Below are 18,253 nucleotides of genomic sequence, written 5' to 3' on the forward strand. Positions count from 1 at the left end.
GCCTACCTACGCTCAGCGATGTACATGCCAGCGCTGACCGCCATTCGTTGCGACAGCAACGTGAAAGCCTATTACGAAGCGCTGATCGGGCGAGGAAAGAGAAAGATGCAGGCCATCGTCGCCGTGATGCGCAAATACCTGACCGGCCTGTGGGCTTGCATGCAAGCCGGAGAAGATTTCGATACGGCCAAGCTTTTTAGCGCAAAAGACCTCGCAAAAGCTTGACCGTAAACAGAGTATCTACAGGGGATGGGATTTAGGTGATAGCTCAACGCCATGGTCTGAATCTTGCCTTGCTACTGCCCCTGAACGCGGTCGCCTTACAAAGGTGATCGACAATGGGAAGTTTCGCTACAGAACCTGCCTACAGAGCGGGTGAGAGTGAACTTTCGAGGCCTTTTAGCAGGGCACAACATCAACGTCGAACGACCGCGATGCACGCCGATGGTGCGTGGTGTCCAGAGGAGTCATGGGGCATGCAGGCTTTCCTTTCACCGGGGATCAAATTGCTGGGGCGGTTTGGCTTCGCGGGTAAATTCCAGTTGTTGTTTCTGCTGTTCATTTTGCCGTTGGCCGGCAGCCTGTTGATGATCGGCCAGGACTATCGCGACAAGCTCAATCTGATTTCCGGCGAACGTGCCGGCGTGCGCCAGTTGCTCGCGCTGGATGCGCTGGACAACTTGCTCGCCGCCCAACGCGACCGCGCCGCCCGTTGGCGCGCCACCGAAACCAATCGCCAGCCGACACCGGCCACCCTCGCCGCCATGGGCGCGTTCGACGCGGTGCAACCGGCAGTTCTGCAAGCCACCACGGATCTGGGCAATGCCCTGCAAAATGAAGGCGCGGAAGGTGAAACCCTCAGCCGCTATCAAACGCTGCAAACCGCACTCAATGGACTGGATTCAAAAAGCCTCAGCGGCGTCGGTTGGTGGCCGGACGGTTATGACCGTTTCACTAATGCCCTGAGCGCCCTGCAAGCGTTGCGCGAGCAGATCGTCATGGACAATCGCCTGACCCTCGCGCCGTGGCTGGAAACCTATCTGCTGACGCAAATCTCCACGCAACATGCGCCGGACTTGATTGAACGCGTCGGTCGCCTCGCTGCCGTCGGCCAGGCCTCAGTAGTCTCGGGCCAGTTCACCCTGCAAAGCCGTTTGCAGTTACGCGATCTGCGCAGCCGTATCGGTGATGCTCGCGAGCAACTGGTGAAAACCGCCACGCTGCTGGAAGCACGCCTGCCGAAAGATCAGCAGAGCTGGGCCAGCCAATACCACGAGAGCCTCAAACACCTCGACAGCGGCCTGAAGGTGCTGGACGACGGCGTGTTTGGCGGCAGCATCAATCTCAAACCGGAAGACTTCGAACGCAGCCTCGACGCCTTGTTAAGCGACCTCGCCGCCCTGCGCCAGCAATCGTTGGTCTCGCTGGATCAACGACTCGATGCCTACCACGGTTCGGCGATCCGTCAGTTCATCATCGTCGCCGCCGTGTTCGGTTGCCTGCTGCTGGCCGCGCTGTACCTGTTCATCTGCCTGCAAGCTTCGATTCGTCGCAGCGCCAGCGGCATTACCTTGCTCGCGGAAGCCCTGCGCGATGGCAACCTCAGCCTGCAAGTGCCGGTGGAGGGTCGCGATGAACTGGCGGCGATCAGCACCGCGCTCAACGTCGCCGTGGTGCAATTGCGCAGCAGCATGCTCGGAGTCGATCACGAGACTTCGCAACTGAGCGACGCGGTGCGCAGCCTCAACGATCACTCCAGCGGTGCCCTCGGCGAAGTCGAAGCGCAGCAGTTGCAGATCAGCCAGATCGCCGCTGCGGCCACGCAATTGGCCGCGACCTCGCAAGGCGTGGCGCAGAGTTGCGAACAAGCCTCCGGCAGCGCTCAGCACACCCAGCGTATCGCCGCCGACAGCAGCCGCGACAGTCAGCGCACCACCGCGAGTATTCAACAGCTCAATCAGCGTTTGAACGACACCGCTGCGGCGCTGGGTCGGGTCAGCGAGCAAGGCCAGCAGATTCAATTGGTGGTCGACACCATTCGCGGGGTGGCCGAGCAGACCAACCTGTTGGCGCTCAACGCGGCGATTGAAGCGGCGCGCGCCGGCGAGCAGGGACGCGGCTTTGCCGTCGTGGCGGACGAGGTGCGCAGCCTGTCGCAACGCACGCAATCATCCACCGCGCAGATCGCCGGAACGGTCGACAGCCTGCGCGCAACGGTCAACGAAGCCGTGAGTTTGATGGAAGCTGCCTGCGGCCAGGCGCAAACCGATGCCGATTCAGTCACCGGGCTTGGCGAACGGTTGGGCGAAATCGCCAGTGCCGTGCAGAGCGTCACCGACACCCTCGCGCAAATAGCCACGGCGGTGGAGGAACAGGCGTGCACCGCCGATGAAGTCAGCGGCAATATCCAGCAGGTCGATCAAGCGGCGGTGCGTTTGCTCGAAGGCGCGCGAGCGGTGAACCTCGCGGCAGACACCCTGCGCCTCGGCAGCCAGGCACTGAGCGAGAACACGGCGCGCTTTCGCCTCAACTGATCACCGCTTGCGGGAAATCCTTTTCCAGTTCGGTTTTCAGCCACTGGATAAACCACACCGCGTCCGCCGAGAGTTCGGCGGACGCGGTCAGCACCCGGTAACTTTCCAGCTTCACCTCATCATCAATCGCGCGCACCAGTTTGCCGCTGGCCAGTTCATGGCGCACCAGCACTTCGTTGGCCAGCGCAATGCCCTGCCCGCTTTCGGCCACGGACAAGGCGTGATCGTTGTTGACGTACAGCAGGTCGGATTTCAGGTGGATATCGAGGTCATGGGCGGCGAACCACAGGTTCCACCACTCACCGTCATCGACGTGAATCAGCTCGTGCTTGATCAGATCTCTCGGGCTGTCGATAGGATCGATGCTCGCCAGATACTCCGGCGTGCAAATCGGAAACACCCGAGGGCAAATCAGCGCTTCCCGCGAATCGGCGTACTCCCCGTCGAGGCCGTAGACGATGCCCAGATCGGCACTTTTGCCGTCCACTTCGGTGAAGGTCGAGTTGGGTTCGATGGCAAATTTCAGCCCCGGCCGCAGGTGCCGCATCGCTTCGATGCGCGGCATCAACCAGCGCTTGGCGAACCCCGGCACCACCATGATCCGCAGCCAGCGTTCGGCGTCTTTGGGTTGCGCTTCTTTGCCCGCCTCGATGATCAACTGCAACGCGGCGCTGATCTTGCGGTGGTATTTCTCGCCCGCCGGGGTCAGGTTGACCCCGCGCGAGGTGCGCTCGAACAATTGAATGCCCAACCAGTCTTCGAGCAATTTCACGTGCCGGCCTATCGCGGGCTGGGTCACGTGCAGCGCTTTCGAGGCTTCGACGTAGCTGCCCAAACGGGCGGCGGCATCAAAGGCACGCACCGCATTCAGCGGCGGCAACCGGTGGTCGGGCATGATTCCTGGCACCTTTGGCTATTAAATTAACTAACAGCTGCCATGTTTAAATTGAAGTGTCGCCCTGCGCAACCCCTGGCTGATAATCGAGCCACAGCAGAACAAAAAAAAGCTGGTTATTACACCCGAACGCAATCTCGATCCTGCCCAAAAAAATAATATCCATGGCCCGACGGCAACGCTTTTCAGAGCCAACCGCAGGCGATGGGGGAATCGGAGGTAACGCATGAATGCCCTGCATTCGCTGCAAACACTGGCGGTCTCAATCCGCTCGGTGCGCAAAGTTTACGGTGATCCGCACACCGGTCCAGTAGCGCTGAAAAGCATTGATCTGGATATCCGCGACAACGAATTCTTCACCCTTCTCGGCCCGTCCGGCTGCGGCAAAACCACGCTGCTGCGGATGATCGCCGGTTTCGAATTTCCCACCGAAGGCGAGATTCTTCTCTACGGCGAAAACATCGCCGATCGCCCGCCCTTCGAGCGGCCGGTCAACACGGTGTTTCAGCATTACGCGCTGTTCCCGCACATGACCATCGCTGAAAACCTGGCCTTCGGCCTCGAATCGCACCCGATGGGCAAAGTCCTCACCAAGGCGCAAATCAGCGAACGTGTCCGCGAGATGCTCGCGCTGGTGCAGATGGAGCGCTTCGCCAATCGCAAACCGGCGCAACTGTCCGGCGGCCAGCAACAACGTGTCGCCCTCGCCCGTGCTTTGGCGCCGCATCCAAAAGTGTTGCTGCTTGATGAGCCGCTGTCGGCACTCGATCTCAAGCTGCGTCAGGCGATGCGCGAAGAGCTGAAAACCATTCAGGCGAAAACCGGCATCACCTTCATCTTCGTCACCCACGACCAGGAAGAAGCACTGACCATGTCCGACCGCATCGCCGTGCTCTCTGAAGGTGAAGTGCAGCAAGTCGGGCGGCCGGAAGAAATCTACGAACGTCCGCGCAATCGCTTCGTCGCTGACTTCATCGGCGAAACCAATTTCATCGAAGGCACCGTGACTCGTGTGGAAGACGGTCAGGCTTGGTTCGCCGGGCCGGCCGGTCATCCGCTGCCGGCGCAAGCGTGCGATGACGTGCAGGTCGGCGCCAGCGTATCGCTGTCGGTTCGCCCCGAGCGCCTGCACCTGGTGCCTGCCGCTACCGAGGCTGCCTTGCCGTGCCGGATCGACGCGCAGATCTACCTCGGCACCGACCTGCAATATCAGGTCAGCCTCAGCGATGGTTCGCGTCTCACCGTGCGCACGCCCAATTGCGTCGACCAGAGCCTGCGCTTTGCCGTCGGCTCCCAGGCCGGTCTGCTGTTTGACCGTGGTAGCGCCAGCGTCCTGCACGATTGAGCCGGAGAAATTGCCATGCACGCCTTACCGATTGCCAACACGCTGGAACGTCGCAAGGCCTTCCAGAGTTTCCTCGGGGTCAGCCCGGCGCTGACCGCCATCTGCCTGTTTCTGGTGGTGCCGATCCTGATTGTCATCGGCTATTCGCTGATGGAAGCCAACCCCTACGGCGGGGTCAATAAAGTCTTCAGCAGTGAGGCGTACACCTCGTTGCTGTTCGAGCGGCAAATGGATGACAGCCTGGCGTTTACCGACTCCTATCTGCTCATCGCCCTGCGCTCGATCGGCATTGCCGGGCTGACCACGATCATCACCCTGCTGATCGGTTTTCCGGTCGCCGTGTGGCTGGCGATGCAACCGGCGCATCGGCGCGGCTTGCTGATTTTTCTGATCACCGTGCCGTTCTGGGCCAACCTGCTGATCCGCACCTATGCGTGGATTTTGCTGCTGCGTAACACCGGCGTAATCAACAACAGCCTGATGGGCATGGGCGTCATCCATGAGCCGTTGCAGTTGCTGTACACCGACGGCGCGGTGCTGCTGGGGCTGGTTTACACCTACGCGCCGTTCGTGGTTTTGCCGATCTACGCGACGCTGGAAAAAATGGACATTCGCCTGCTCGAAGCTGCGCAGGATCTCTACGCCGGCCGCGTGCGCACCTTGCGCAAAGTGGTGCTGCCGATCGCCAAACCGGGGATTCTCGCCGGCGCCATCCTCACCTTCGTACCGTGCCTGGGCGCGATGATTGCCCCGGAACTGCTCGGCGGCGGCACGCGAATGATGCTCGGCAACCTGATCTTCCGCCAGTTCAGTGACTCGCGTAACTGGCCATTCGGCGCGGCGCTGTCGCTGGTGCTGATGGCCGCAGTGATGTTGGTGCTGACTGTGTATGCCCTGCGCGCCGAGCGTCAGCGCATCGCCAAAGGAGGTGCGTGATGCTCGCTTTATTCAAACGCAAAGGGCTGGGCGTGCAGGACTTTCCAGGGTTCGGCGGTTTCAGTTTTCTGTTCTATCTGTACCTCTATGCGCCGATCGTGGTGCTGGTGGTGTTCTCGTTCAACGCCAATCAGTCGGCGACGGTGTGGACCGGTTTCAGCCTCGACTGGTACCGCGCCGCGTTCGCCAATCAGGCCTTGCGCCAGGCCGCCAGCAACAGCCTGTTGATCGCGGTGTGCGCCAGCATGGTCGCCACAGCGATTGCCACCCTCGCCGCGCTCGGCACCTCGCGCGGGGCCAAGTTCAAAGGCCTGCAACTGTCGATGGGCGCGATCATGTTGCCGCTGGTGTTGCCAGAAATCGTCGTCGGCGTGGCAACGCTCGCGCTGTTCTCGACCATCGGCCTGTCGCTGGGTTACGGCAACCTGATCATCGCGCACACGGTGTTCTGCATTCCTTTCGCCTACCTGCCGATTCGTGCACGTCTGAACGATATGGATCTGTCGCTGGAGCAAGCCTCGGCCGATCTCTACGCCGGCCCGTGGCGCACCTTTCGCAAGGTCACGCTGCCGCTGCTGATGCCGGGAATTTTCTCCGGGTTGATGCTGGCCTTCATCGTCTCGCTGGATAACTTCGTGATCTCGATGATGGTCTCGCAGGCCGGCACCACCACCCTGCCGATCTTCATCTTCGGCCTGCTGCGCATGGGTGTGACACCCGACGTCAACGCCGTCTCGACGCTGATTTTGGGCGTCTCGGTGCTGTTCGTCAGCCTCTCTTACCTGTTGGGCAAAAAGAACGCCTGAACCTTCTACCTACTGTGGGGAAATGACATGAGCAAGTGGATAAAAAGCGTCGGCACTTCGTTGTTCCTGACTGTGCCGCTGACCATGGCCGTCAGTGTTCAGGCCGCCGAGAAACTCAACGTGGTGAGCTGGAGCGGCTATTTTTCGCCGGAGATTCTCGCCAAGTTTCAGAAGCAGACCGGCATCGAAGTCACCGTCGATTCCTATGACTCAAACGAGACGCTACTGGCGAAACTGAAACAGGGCGGCGCCGGTTATGACGTGGCGATTCCGTCGCATCAATTCGTGCCGATCCTGATTCAGGAAAAACTGCTGGAGCGCTTCGACCCGGTCAAAGAAGCGTATTACGCCAACGTTGCCGACAACCTGAAAAAACCAAGCTGGGATCCCGAGGGCGCGTATTCGGTGCCGTTCATTTGGGGTACCACCAGCGTGGTGCTCGACACCGCGCGCTACAGCGGCCCGGCCGACAGCTACAAAGTCTTGTATGAGCCGCCGGCCGAACTGCAAGGCCGGATCAACATGTTCGACGCGGTCAGCGATGCGGTAGACATGGCCAGCCTCTACCTCGACATCCCGTTGTGCACCGAAGATCCGAAGCAGATGCAGCAGATTCTGACGTTGCTCAAGGCGCAGAAGCCGTACGTGAAAACCTACAGCTCGAAGGCCGGTTCGATCCGCGAAAACCTCGCTTCGGGTGAAATCGACATGTCGATGTTCTGGGGCGGCTCGTCGATGCGCGCTCGCGAAATGAAACCGACGCTGAAATATCTGTACCCGAAGGAAGGCGTGCTGGCGTGGGTCGACAACATGGTCATTCCGACCGGCAGCAAGAATCCAGCGAATGCCAAGGCGTTCATTGCGTTCCTCAGCCAGCCTGAAAACGCGGCGATGACACAGAACTTCCTCAAGCATCAGAGCCCGATCAAAGGCGTCGAACCGTTCCTCGATGCCTCGCTCAAGGACGCACCGGAGCTGCACATTCCGCAAGGCACCAAAGTGGTGTTCAGCAAGACCTGCGGCGAAGGCTCGATCCGTCTGGCCGACCGTCTCTGGACCAACCTGATGCGTTGATCCCTGCCGCCCCGGCGCGAGGCCGGGGCGTTTTTCCAGTCGTCTTGAAGGCTGCTTGCAATGAATTCTAATAACATCAGCGAACTGGTCCTGTTGCAGGCCCATGAGCTCGCCGAGCGCATTCGCCTGCGCCAGGTTTCCTGCCGCGAAGTGATGCAGACCTATCTCGCGCACATCGAACGCTTCAACCCCAAGGTCAATGCGTTGATCAGCCTGCAGGCGCCTGATGATCTGCTGGCTCAGGCCGGTCAGCGCGACGCTGAACTGCTGCGCGGCGAATACCATGGCTGGATGCACGGCCTGCCGCACGCGATCAAGGATCTGTCGCTGACCCGTGGCATTCGCACCACCATGGGTTCGCCGCTGTACAAGGATTTTGTGCCCGAGCGCGACGGCATCATGGTCGAGCGGATCAAGAACGCCGGCGCGATCATCATCGGCAAGACCAACACCCCGGAATTCGGCCTCGGCTCGCAAAGCTACAACCCATTGTTCGGCGCCACCGGTTGCGCGTATGACCCGAGCAAAACCGCCGGCGGCAGCAGCGGTGGCGCTGGCGCGGCGCTGGCGATGCATCTGGTGCCCGTGGCCGATGGCAGCGACATGATGGGCTCGCTGCGCAACCCGGCGGCGTTCAACAACATCTTCGGCTTCCGCCCGTCGCAGGGTCGCGTACCGTTTGATGACAGTGCCGATCTGTTTATCGATCAGCTCGGTTACGAAGGCCCGATGGCGCGCAGCGTGCGTGACGCGGCGTTGCTGCTGTCAGTGCAGGCCGGCGCCGATGCGCGAGCGCCGCTGTCCATCGCCGAATCCGGTGAGGCGTTTGCGGCGCCGCTGGAACGTGATTTCACAGGCACACGGCTGGGCTGGCTGGGTGACTTCAATGGTTATCTGCCGATGGAGAACGGCGTGCTGTCGCTGTGCGAGAAGACCTTCGCCGACTTCGAAAGCATTGGCTGCCACGTCGAGGCAGCGGATCCGGGTTTCGCGCCTGAGCGCTTGTGGAGCAGTTGGCGCACGTTACGCCACTGGATGGTCGCCGGTTCGTTGGGCGCGACTTATGCCGATCCGCAAAAGCGCGCACTGTTGAAACCGGAAGCGATCTGGGAAGTGGAAAACGGTTTGCAGCTTTCCGCCAGCGAAGTGTTTACCGCCTCGGTGGTGCGCAGTGATTGGTATCGGGCGATCTCGAAGTTATTCGAAAAATATGACTACCTGTTGTTGCCGAGCGCTCAGGTGTTTCCGTTCGATAAAACCCAGCCGTGGCCGACGTCGATCGAAGGCGTGAGCATGGACACTTATCATCGCTGGATGGAAGTGGTGATCCCCGGCACGTTATCGGGTTGCCCGGTGGCGAGCGTTCAGGCTGGATTCAATGCGCAGGGTTTGCCGATGGGGCTGCAGATCATCGGCAAGCACCAGGCAGACTTCGCTGTTCTGCAATTGGCGCACGCGTATGAACAGGCCAGCCGCTGGTTCCAACGCTGCCCTTCGCCGCTGCTGAGCCAGTGATTTTGATAAACGGTTGAAAGCGTAGAAAAAATTTTTAAATTTACGCTTGACGCTTTTCCATTTCAGGGGAATAATGCGCGCCACTTGGCTACATAGCTCAGTTGGTTAGAGCATAGCATTCATAATGCTGGGGTCCGGGGTTCAAGTCCCTGTGTAGCCACCAAGTACTAAAAACGGCTTACCGAAAGGTAGGCCGTTTTTTTATGCCTCGAGAAAAGCGCCGGTTTTATGGTGAGGGGATTTGTCCCCTCATCCAGCGTTTCAGCCTGCCAGTGCCGCCAATCCTTTCGCCCAGATTTGTCGGGTACGCAAACCCACCATCGCCCGCCAGTCGGGATCGGCCGGGTAGAACTGTTCCAGCAGATTCAGTTTGATCGCCCTACCCGTTGCATCCAGCGGATCGCCGTGAAGATGCAACCAATGGTCGTCACGTAAATACCGATGCACATCCGCGCCGGGATAGGTGCCGCACTCGATCACGAACGGCATCAATTGCACGTCCGGCAAGGTATCGAGCAATGCCTGCGAGGTGTAACCGGTGGCGGTCGCGGCGACGCCGGTTTCGCTCAGGGTGTCGGCGCCGGTGTGCAGCGTGTAAAGCCATGGCCCGTAAATCGACTGAGCCTGGGGGAGTGCCGGGTACGGCGTTTGGGTGATGGTCAGCAACATCGGATGACCGTATTCGCCAGCGCCGGTGTGCAGGTCGAAACACATCACGGTGTCCGCGCCAGCCAGATGCGCTTCGATGATTTGATGCAACGTGCGATTCGACCAACTCGGCGCGCGACCGCCATAGAACAATCCATCCGGATGACTGTGCTGACCACCCTCGACAATCGACATGACGGCCGGCCAGCCGTGTTCGTTGATCTGCGCATCGAGCAAGGTATCGGCGCGTTGACGCTCGGGGCCATTCAGGTCGGTGCAGGCGTAGATGTCGTGCAGTGCCGCGTAAGCACGGTTATCCGGCAACGCTTCGGTGAAATCCAGGTGATTGCGGTTGAGGTCGATGTTGTCTTCGTTGACTCGACGCAACCACGCCGTGCCCCACGGGTTGATCAGGTGAACCATGATCACCGCGACATCTTTGGGCAGCGAGCCGGGTGCGAATGCTTTCAGCCAATCGATTTGGCAGTCGGAACCGTAATAGCCTTCCACGCCGTGAGTGCCGCTGAGCGCCACCAGACGTTTTTTGGCCTGCGGGTCACCGAGCACGGCGACGTCGGTGCTCAACGGCTCGCCAAACGGGCCACAGCGCGGATGTGCGTAGGAGGTGATTGACGCCCCGGCGGCATTGGCGGCGGCGAGAAACTGTTCGCGTTGAATGCGGTAACTGGACTCGGTGGGAAACTCGCTGTGCATGCCTGGCCTCTTGTTGGTTTTCTAATTGTGGGAGCGAGCTTGCTCGCGAAAGCGGTTTTACATTTAACATTTCTGCCGACTGACACTGCGCATTCGCGAGCAAGCTCGCTCCCACAAAAGGCTCATTTCAGGTTAATGATTTGAGGTTGACCCTAGCGAACATCCGCTCTGAAAAGAAAGACAAAAATGCCCACCGGTTTGCGTCGCGACCGGGCGGTCGATAGAGTCCCTCAGACTTTTAATCCACGGACGGAGAGCCCGCGTGTTTTCAGCCTTGCCCTTGAGCCGCTTTCGCCTGCCTGCCCTGACGCTGATCATCAGCGCCCTGACCCTCACCGCGTGCAACGCCCCGCCCTCATCGGTCATGCCCTTGGCACCGGAAGCCGCGTCGGGTTTCCGCACCGATCTGCAAACCCGTCACGCGAGCACACATATGGCCGCCGCTGCCAATCCACTGGCTGCCGAGGCCGGTCGCGAGATGTTGCGTCAGGGCGGTTCGGCGATTGATGCGGCGATTGCGATGCAGGCCGTGCTGACGCTGGTTGAGCCGCAATCTTCCGGGATCGGTGGCGGCGCGATGATCGTGCTGTGGGACGGCAAACAGGTGCGCACCTACGACGGCCGCGAAACGGCGCCGGCCGGTGCTACCGAGAAACTCTTTTTGCGCCCTGACGGCAAACCGATGTCGTTCCCCCAGGCGCAAATTGGCGGCCGCTCCGTTGGCACTCCTGGCGTTTTGCGCGCACTGGAAATGGCGCATAAACAACACGGTCGCCTGCCATGGGCCAAGCTGTTTGAACCGGCGATCAAACTCGCTGAACAAGGTTTCGCGATTTCCCCGCGCCTGCATTCGCTGCTGGAATCTGATCCGGTGATCCGCAACTCGCCGGACATGGCCGCGTATTTCCTCAATGCCGATGGCAGCGTCAAAGCGGTCGGCACGCGCTTGCAGAATCCAGCGTTGGCCGCCGTGCTCAAACGCATCGCCAACGAAGGCGCCGTTGCGCTGTACAAAGGCCCGATCGCCGAAGAAATCGTCGCCAAGGTTCAAGGCCACGCCAACCCGGGCAGCCTGTCGCTGAACGATCTTCAGCACTATCAAGCCAAAGAACGCGCGCCGCTGTGCACCGATTACAAACGCTGGCAAGTCTGCGGCATGCCGCCACCGTCGTCGGGCGGCATCGCCGTGGCGCAGATACTTGGCACCTTGCAGGCGCTGGAAACCCGCGATCCGCGCTTGTCGCTCACCCCGCTGAAACCAGTGAAAACCGACAAACCCGCCGGCATCGAACCCGCGCCACAAGCGGTGCACCTGATCGCCGAAGCTGAACGTCTGGCCTACGCCGATCGTGCGCAATATGTCGCCGATACCGACTTCGTTCCGGTGCCAGTGAAAGGCCTGGTCGACCCGGGTTATCTGGCCAGCCGCGCCAGCCTGATCGGCGAGCGCAGCATGGGCACCGCCAAACCCGGCACACCACCGGGCGTGCAAGTGGCCTACGCACCGGATCGTTCGCCACTGCGCATCTCGACGTCACAAGTGGTCGCGGTGGATGACCTCGGCGGCGCCGTATCGATGACCACCACCATCGAAGCAGCGTTCGGTTCGCACCTGATGGTTCAGGGTTTTCTGCTGAACAACCAGATGACCGACTTCTCCTTTATCCCCGAAGAGAACGGCCAAAAAGTCGCCAACCGCGTCGAGCCCGGCAAACGCCCACGCTCGTCAATGGCGCCCACACTGATCTTCGATCGCAACAGCGGCGAATTCCTCGCCAGCGTCGGCTCACCGGGCGGTTCGCAGATCATCGAATACGTGGCGAAAACCACCATTGGCCTGCTCGACTGGAACCTCGACCCACAAAGCGCCATCAGCCTGCCCAACTTCGGCAGCCGCAACGGCCCGACCGAACTGGAACAGGGCCAATTCAGCCCGACGCTGATTCAGGCGTTGAAGGACAAAGGGCATGCGGTGAATGAAATCGACATGACCAGCGGCACCCAGGCGATTGTTCGGGTCAAGGATGCGCAGGGCAATGCAACGCTGGAAGGTGGAGCGGATCCACGGCGTGAAGGGGAAGCGTTGGGGGATTGAGGCTTACATGCAAGACGGAAAAGGCTTACTGGGAGGTAGGCCTTTTTTTATGCGGGCTCGGAAGCTACGGCAATGTCACGTCGCCTTTTCCTACCCCTGAAAATTGTACGCAGAGGTAGAGTGAGTCCGTTCGTTGAAATGGAGTTTTCCCCATGAACATCCGTCCGATCCACACCGAAGAAGACTACCGTGCGGCGCTCAAAAACGTTTCCGCACTTTTCGACAATGAACCTTTACCTGGTACGCCTGAAGGGGATTACTTCGAGGTATTGATCACCTTGATCGAAGCCTACGAAGCGAAGCATTTTCCTCTCGACTTGCCCTGAGACAGATACACCCAATGCGCTCAACGACTCGCCACCAGATGTACGCCAAACAGCAAATAGCAACCACCTGCCAGTCGATCCAGCCACTTACGCGAGCGTTCGTAAACACTCGCCACACGGCGGCTGGCAAAGAACAGTGCGACGCTGCAATACCAACTGAATGACAGCGTAGCCATGGTCAGTACCGCCAGCGCCAGCAATAACGGCGGTATGTGTGCCGGCATTGCGGTAGCGAAGATGGTGGCGACGAACAGTGCCGATTTCGGATTGGTCATGTTGCCGAGAAAGCCTCGGGCATAGGCGCCGCGCAGTGTTTGCTGCGACGCGTCCACGGTGCCCGGCGCGATGGCAGCCTTGCGTTTGAATTGCTTGAGGCCGAGGTAGATCAGGTAGCAGCCACCGGCGATCTTGAAACTGAGGTACAGCGTCGGAGCAGCGCTGAACAATGACTGGATGCCCAAGCCGCCGGCCAGTCCCCACAGTACCGTGCCGCTGGCCACGCCGAGTGCGGCAACGACGCCATGGCGTCGCGAACGGCTGACGGCCAGTTGCGCGATGTTGAAGAAGTTCGGCCCCGGCGTGACCACGGCGACTGTCCACAACAGCGCCAGCGACAGCAGTGGAGCGAGGTAGCTCACGGCAGAGATATCCATGGGGCATGTGCCTGATTGATTCGACAATGCCCACACCTTGCAACATCCCGCCGCGTTTTGCCATGGGTTGGGCAGTGCTTTTAAACAGCCGGTTCGCCCTCCGGCACGCGGATCAGCAAGTCGCCGGGTTGGCAGTTGAGGTATTCACAAATGGCGTCCAGGGTCGCCAGACGCAAACCTTTGACCTTGCCCTGTTTGAGTAAGGACAGATTGGCTTCGGTGATGCCGATGGCGGCGGCCAGATCCTTGGATTTGACCTTGCGCAGGGCGAGCATCACGTCCAGTTGAATCACGATAGACATAGCGATCTCAAATAAAAGTACGGTTTTCGGAATCCACTTCGCTGGCCTGCGACAGGATACGCGCAATGATCGAAATACAGCCGGCCATGAACAACGCGACGAAGGTGGACGCTGTGACGCTCAAAGTCACCATTCGCTCACCCACCGGCGCATTCTGCGTAATCCACAAGCTGAGCATCGGCTCGCAAAGAAAATCCAGCAGCACCCAAAGCGCCACGGCGCGCCCGACTTTGCCCAGATGACCGGCGGCTTCGGCGGAAAAATACTCACCCCTGGCGTAGCACTGGAACAGACGACGTAGCGCCCTCAAACCATAGGCCAGTGCGATCAGGGGAATACTCGACAGCACGATGGCGCCCAGTGTTTGCCACCACGGAAACACTGCGGCGGCACTGGTCATGTCCGAGAGCTGGCGATCGCTCAAGGCGAACCCCAGGCCCAAACCATCCTTGCTGGCCAACGTAGGGAACAGCCAGACCGCAGCGTTGAGCACCAGCATCAGGATGATCAGCAGCAACGTGATCGTGGCCATACGGCGGCTGAATTGCGCGAGAGAAACGGAAGTCATGGAAAGCCTCACAGATTGAATGTGAGACAAACCATAGACGATTAAATTATCGCAAAACAATAATTAATTACTGCAAAACGTTAATTTATGTTTCATTTCGATGGATTGGCCTCCAGCACTTTGCCATCCAAAGCATCGCCAATGGTGAGGAAATGCCCGCCCGCCACATGGTGCAGCGTGCGCAATGAATCGTGGCCATCGAAATGCCAACGCCCTTCGCTAAACACGCGAGCATCGGCGTGCGCGGCAATCACCTCGGCGAGGAATAGATCGTACTGCTGATGATTGTGCGGCTCCGGCAACAAACGACATTCAAGCCAGGCGACGCAGCCGTCGAGCAGCGGCGCCTTAACAAGCTCCCCGGCGAAGGTTTGCAGGCCATAGGCTTCGAATTTGTCGCGGCTTTGACTGCCAACGATGTCCAGACCGGAAGTGTTACCGACGGTTTGCACGATATCGGCCTGTTGCGCACACGGAACGTTGAGGACGAAGGTGCCCGAGGCTTCGAGCAACTGTCGCGTCCAGGTTGATTTATCGAGTACGACGGCGACTTTCGGCGGCTCGAAATCCAGCGGCATTGCCCAGGCGGCAGCCATGATATTGCGCTGGCCGTTGTGCGCGGCGCTGACCAATACGGTCGGCCCATGGTTGAGCAAACGGTAGGCTTTGTTGAGGGGAACCGGGCGGCGATGGTCTGCGCTCATGGGGATCTGCTCCGGGGAGAAAAGGAGCCGATTGTAGCGCCAGCAACGAAATATCTGCTGGTGAAAAACCTGTAGGAGCTGCGGAACGCTGCGATCTTTTGATCTTGGCCCTCAACATCAAGATCAAAACATCGCAGCCTCGTTTTACTCGACAGCTCCTACAGGGAATGGGTGGATCTTCAGTTGGAAAGTTGATTGGCGAACTGGCCAACCGCATTCACCACTTTCTGCGCACCGTCCTGAATCTCGACAATCACCGTGCCCGCCTCTGCCGCCAGCGCCAGTCCTTGTTCAGCCTGAAGCTTGCCGTCAGTCATCAAGGCCACGGCGTTGCGCGCCATTTCCTGGTTCTGCCGCACCACGCCGACAATCTCATCCGTCGCCTGACTGGTGCGCGAAGCCAGTTGCCGCACTTCATCGGCCACCACGGCAAAACCGCGCCCCTGTTCACCGGCACGCGCCGCTTCGATCGCCGCGTTCAGCGCCAGCAGGTTGGTCTGTTCAGCAATGCCGCTGATGGTTTTGACGATGGTGCCGATCACCAGCGATTGCTCGTTCAGCGCTTCAATGCCCTCACCCGCCGTCTGCATATGTCGCGACAAATCGCGCATCACATTGACCGCCTCGGTCACCACTGTGGTGCCGCGCTGCGCCGTGCTGTCGGTTTGTTGCGAAGTGCTGTAGGCAATGTTGGCCGCTTCGGCAACGGCTTGTTCGCGATTGACCTGATCGGTGATCACCGTGGCGAACTTCACCACTTTGTACAGTTTGTTGTTGGCATCGACCACGGGGTTGTAGGACGCTTCCAGCCAGACTGTACGACCATGGCTGTCGACCCGTTTGAAACGCTCAGCGACAAATTCACCGTTGTTCAAACGACGCCAAAAGTTTGCGTACTCGGCGCTGTTGTACTCCTGCGGCTCGCAAAACATCCGGTGATGTTTGCCCTTGATCTGCGCCAGGCTGTAACCCATGCCGCTAAGGAAACGATCATTGGCGGCCAGTACATTACCGTTGAGATCGAACTCGATTACGGCAGTGGAACGCACCAGCGCGCCGATCAGGTTTTCGTGTTCACGGGAGGCTTCGATTGTTCGCGTCAGGTCGCTGGCATAGATCGAGATATTTTTGATCCGCCCATCCGACGAGCGCACCGGCTGCACAATCGAACGCAGCCACGCCTCTTCACCATTGCCGCGCAGCAAACGAATCGCGCCAGCGAAATGCTCGCCACGGTTCATGGCGTTTTTGAAGCGCTGATGAAATTCATCGGACTTCACGTGGGCCGGAACGATGTCTTCGATCGCGCGGCCAATCAGATCGTGGCTCTTGTAGAGCATTTCACTGAGGAAGTTCTGATTGACCGACTGCACCCGGCCGTCGGGCTCAAGGGTCAGCACCAGCATCTCGCTTTCCAGGCTTTCCTTTACTTGCACAAGGCTGGAGAGTTCTTCACGAAGAGCGGCCAGCTCTTGCTTCAAGCGTTTGTTGAACATGGGAAAGTACCGATGGACAGGTTAGAGAGCGGGATGCAGCCTAACCATCGGCCTTGCGCAGCGTTTCTGAAGAGCGCTTGAGACTCCTCAGTCAAAAATAGTTCGGACGTACGTTTTCAGGCAGTTCCGGCTACCTGACATTGTCCCGTGCGCGGCATCCGCGCGCCGAAATACGCCGCGCTGACGATACCGACCGCGCCCATCACCGCGCAGAACATCACGCAGATCCACGGACTCCACGGCATCAGACCGATCAGCAACAGCGGTGTGATACTTGCCCACGCGGCGTAGGCAATGTTGTAGGTGAAGGAAATGCCTGACACGCGGATACGCGCCGGGAACAAACCGACCATCACCGAGGGCACCGCGCCCACCACGCCGCAGGCGAGACCCGCGATGGCGTAGGCGATGCCGATCCAGGCGCCGCCGCTGATCAGGCAACCGTAGAGCACGGCAATGCCCAGCGGCAGCAACAGGCTATAGAGCATGACCGTGCGCCAGGCGCCGATGCGGTCGACCAGCAACCCGGCGATCACGCAGCCGATATTGAGGAAAACGATGCCCAATGCGCTGAGGGCGAAGGTATGGCTGGCGGTCATGCCGAAGGTTTTCTGCATCATGGTCGGCGTGATGACGACGAACACCACCACCGCCGAGGTCAGCACGCAGGTCAGCAGCATCGCCGGTAGCATCGCCAGTCGGTGTTCGCGCAACACCGTGCGCAACGGCAGTTCGACGCGCGCCTCACGTTGCGCTTCCATGGCCATGAACACCGGCGTTTCGCTCAGCCAGCGACGCAGGTAGACGCCGATCACGCCGAATACACCGCCGAGCAGGAACGGATAGCGCCAGGCGTAATCGAGGATTTCTGCCGGGGTGAACACTTGCGCCAGAAACGTCGCGGTCAACGCGCCGATCAGGTAACCGAAGGTCAGCCCGGCCTGGAGGAAGCCCAGCGCATAACCGCGATGGCCAGCAGGTGCATGTTCAGCGACGAACACCCAGGCACTCGGCACTTCGCCGCCGACCGCCGCGCCTTGGAGAATGCGCAGCGCCAGCAGCAACAGCGGCGCGAAATAACCGATCTGCGCGTAAGTCGGCATGATCCCGATCAGCAGGCACGGCAGCGCCATCATCAGGATGCTCAGGCTGAAGACTTTCTTGCGACCCATGCGGTCGGCGAAATGCGCCATCAAAATACCGCCCAGCGGCCGCGCCAGGTAACCGGTGACAAAGATCCCGAAGCTTTGCAGCAGGCGCAGCCATTCGGGCATTTCCGGCGGGAAAAACAGCTGACTGAGGGTCAGGGCGAAGAACACGAAAATGATGAAATCATAGATTTCCAGCGCGCCACCGAGGGCTGCAAGGCCGAGGGTCTTGTAGTCGGAGCGGCTGAACGGCGCGGGTTGCGCTGCGGAATTGGCAGTCATGACAAAGAACTCTGGCACAGGCAAAAAACCAAGGCGCACATGGTCTACGCAAATGGGCGGATGGACAACCCGTTAGACCATAGTCCTGATTTGGAAAAACCTGCTCACAAAACGCCTCGGCTTGATTTACTGTTGGGGCCTGTCTGCAGCCTAGTGAAAAACCTGTGGGAGCGGGCTTGCTCGCGAATGCGGTGGGTCAGCCAAATAAGTGC

Annotated in this window: 15 protein-coding genes, 1 tRNA gene and 3 pseudogenes; 10 read left to right on the forward strand and 9 right to left on the reverse strand. The window is 59.7% G+C overall.

The window, feature by feature from the left end; genetic code table 11:
- Positions 1-225, forward strand: a pseudogene (locus AD669_RS22525) (IS110 family transposase); the annotation flags it as partial.
- A 1,466-nt stretch (positions 226-1,691) separates the two neighbouring features.
- Positions 1,692-2,534 (forward strand): methyl-accepting chemotaxis protein, encoded by an 843-nt coding sequence (locus AD669_RS29095; protein WP_371262384.1) that lies wholly within the window; start codon positions 1,692-1,694, stop codon positions 2,532-2,534.
- On the opposite strand, the gene AD669_RS22535 is transcribed toward AD669_RS29095, so the two are convergent.
- Entirely contained in the window at positions 2,527-3,429 is a 903-nt protein-coding gene (locus tag AD669_RS22535) for a LysR substrate-binding domain-containing protein (protein WP_053123797.1), read from the reverse strand. The genes AD669_RS29095 and AD669_RS22535 overlap by 8 nt on opposite strands.
- A 226-nt stretch (positions 3,430-3,655) precedes the next feature.
- Here AD669_RS22535 and AD669_RS22540 point away from each other — a divergent pair, with 226 nt between their 5' ends.
- From AD669_RS22540 to AD669_RS22565, 6 genes are all read left to right on the forward strand, one after another.
- On the forward strand, positions 3,656-4,774 hold the full coding sequence (locus tag AD669_RS22540) for an ABC transporter ATP-binding protein (RefSeq protein ID WP_053123799.1): 1,119 nt from the start codon (positions 3,656-3,658) through the stop codon (positions 4,772-4,774).
- A gap of 15 nt (positions 4,775-4,789) precedes the next feature.
- On the forward strand, positions 4,790-5,710 hold the full coding sequence (locus tag AD669_RS22545) for an ABC transporter permease (RefSeq protein ID WP_053123801.1): 921 nt from the start codon (positions 4,790-4,792) through the stop codon (positions 5,708-5,710).
- Positions 5,710-6,516 carry an ABC transporter permease gene (locus AD669_RS22550; protein WP_053123802.1) on the forward strand — a complete coding sequence of 269 codons (807 nt, stop codon included), beginning with the start codon at positions 5,710-5,712 and terminating at the stop codon, positions 6,514-6,516. Before AD669_RS22545 ends, AD669_RS22550 begins: the two co-directional genes overlap by 1 nt.
- 27 nt (positions 6,517-6,543) lie before the next feature.
- On the forward strand, positions 6,544-7,590 hold the full coding sequence (locus AD669_RS22555) for an extracellular solute-binding protein (protein ID WP_053123804.1): 1,047 nt from the start codon (positions 6,544-6,546) through the stop codon (positions 7,588-7,590).
- Between the two features lie 60 nt (positions 7,591-7,650).
- Complete coding sequence (locus tag AD669_RS22560; protein ID WP_053123806.1) at positions 7,651-9,105, forward strand: amidase; 1,455 nt, start codon at positions 7,651-7,653, stop codon at positions 9,103-9,105.
- An 86-nt stretch (positions 9,106-9,191) separates the two neighbouring features.
- A tRNA-Met gene (locus AD669_RS22565) sits at positions 9,192-9,268 on the forward strand.
- Positions 9,269-9,366: 98 nt separating this feature from the next.
- Here the strand turns inward: AD669_RS22565 and AD669_RS22570 are convergent.
- The gene (locus AD669_RS22570) at positions 9,367-10,467 is read right to left on the reverse strand and encodes a DUF2817 domain-containing protein (RefSeq protein ID WP_053123808.1); all 1,101 of its coding nucleotides are present in this window, start codon (positions 10,465-10,467) and stop codon (positions 9,367-9,369) included.
- A gap of 262 nt (positions 10,468-10,729) precedes the next feature.
- Between AD669_RS22570 and ggt the strand changes: the two genes are divergently transcribed.
- Positions 10,730-12,562 (forward strand): gamma-glutamyltransferase, encoded by a 1,833-nt coding sequence (gene ggt, locus AD669_RS22575; protein WP_053123810.1) that lies wholly within the window; start codon positions 10,730-10,732, stop codon positions 12,560-12,562.
- A 152-nt stretch (positions 12,563-12,714) separates the two neighbouring features.
- A pseudogene (locus AD669_RS22580) lies at positions 12,715-12,885 on the forward strand (type II toxin-antitoxin system HigA family antitoxin); the annotation flags it as partial.
- A gap of 23 nt (positions 12,886-12,908) precedes the next feature.
- Here AD669_RS22580 and AD669_RS22585 read toward each other — a convergent pair.
- From AD669_RS22585 to AD669_RS22610, 7 genes and pseudogenes are all read right to left on the reverse strand, one after another.
- Positions 12,909-13,541: a LysE family translocator gene (locus AD669_RS22585; protein ID WP_053123813.1), complete on the reverse strand. Its 633-nt coding sequence runs from the start codon at positions 13,539-13,541 to the stop codon at positions 12,909-12,911.
- Between the two features lie 80 nt (positions 13,542-13,621).
- Positions 13,622-13,843: a helix-turn-helix transcriptional regulator gene (locus AD669_RS22590; RefSeq protein WP_053123815.1), complete on the reverse strand. Its 222-nt coding sequence runs from the start codon at positions 13,841-13,843 to the stop codon at positions 13,622-13,624.
- A 7-nt stretch (positions 13,844-13,850) separates the two neighbouring features.
- Positions 13,851-14,411 (reverse strand): DUF2975 domain-containing protein, encoded by a 561-nt coding sequence (locus AD669_RS22595; protein WP_053123817.1) that lies wholly within the window; start codon positions 14,409-14,411, stop codon positions 13,851-13,853.
- Positions 14,412-14,503: 92 nt separating this feature from the next.
- Positions 14,504-15,115 carry a flavin reductase family protein gene (locus AD669_RS22600; protein ID WP_053123819.1) on the reverse strand — a complete coding sequence of 204 codons (612 nt, stop codon included), beginning with the start codon at positions 15,113-15,115 and terminating at the stop codon, positions 14,504-14,506.
- Positions 15,116-15,294: 179 nt separating this feature from the next.
- On the reverse strand, positions 15,295-15,855 hold the full coding sequence (locus tag AD669_RS29100; RefSeq protein WP_256218922.1) for a methyl-accepting chemotaxis protein: 561 nt from the start codon (positions 15,853-15,855) through the stop codon (positions 15,295-15,297).
- Positions 15,835-16,611, reverse strand: a pseudogene (locus tag AD669_RS29105) (PAS domain-containing protein); the annotation flags it as partial. The pseudogene AD669_RS29105 and the gene AD669_RS29100, both read right to left, overlap by 21 nt.
- Before the next feature lie 116 nt (positions 16,612-16,727).
- Complete coding sequence (locus AD669_RS22610) at positions 16,728-18,041, reverse strand: MFS transporter (RefSeq protein WP_053123823.1); 1,314 nt, start codon at positions 18,039-18,041, stop codon at positions 16,728-16,730.
- Between the last annotated feature and the right edge of the window lie 212 nt (positions 18,042-18,253).

This window comes from Pseudomonas sp. P1.31 (assembly GCF_001269815.1).
Taxonomy (GTDB): domain Bacteria; phylum Pseudomonadota; class Gammaproteobacteria; order Pseudomonadales; family Pseudomonadaceae; genus Aquipseudomonas; species Aquipseudomonas rustica.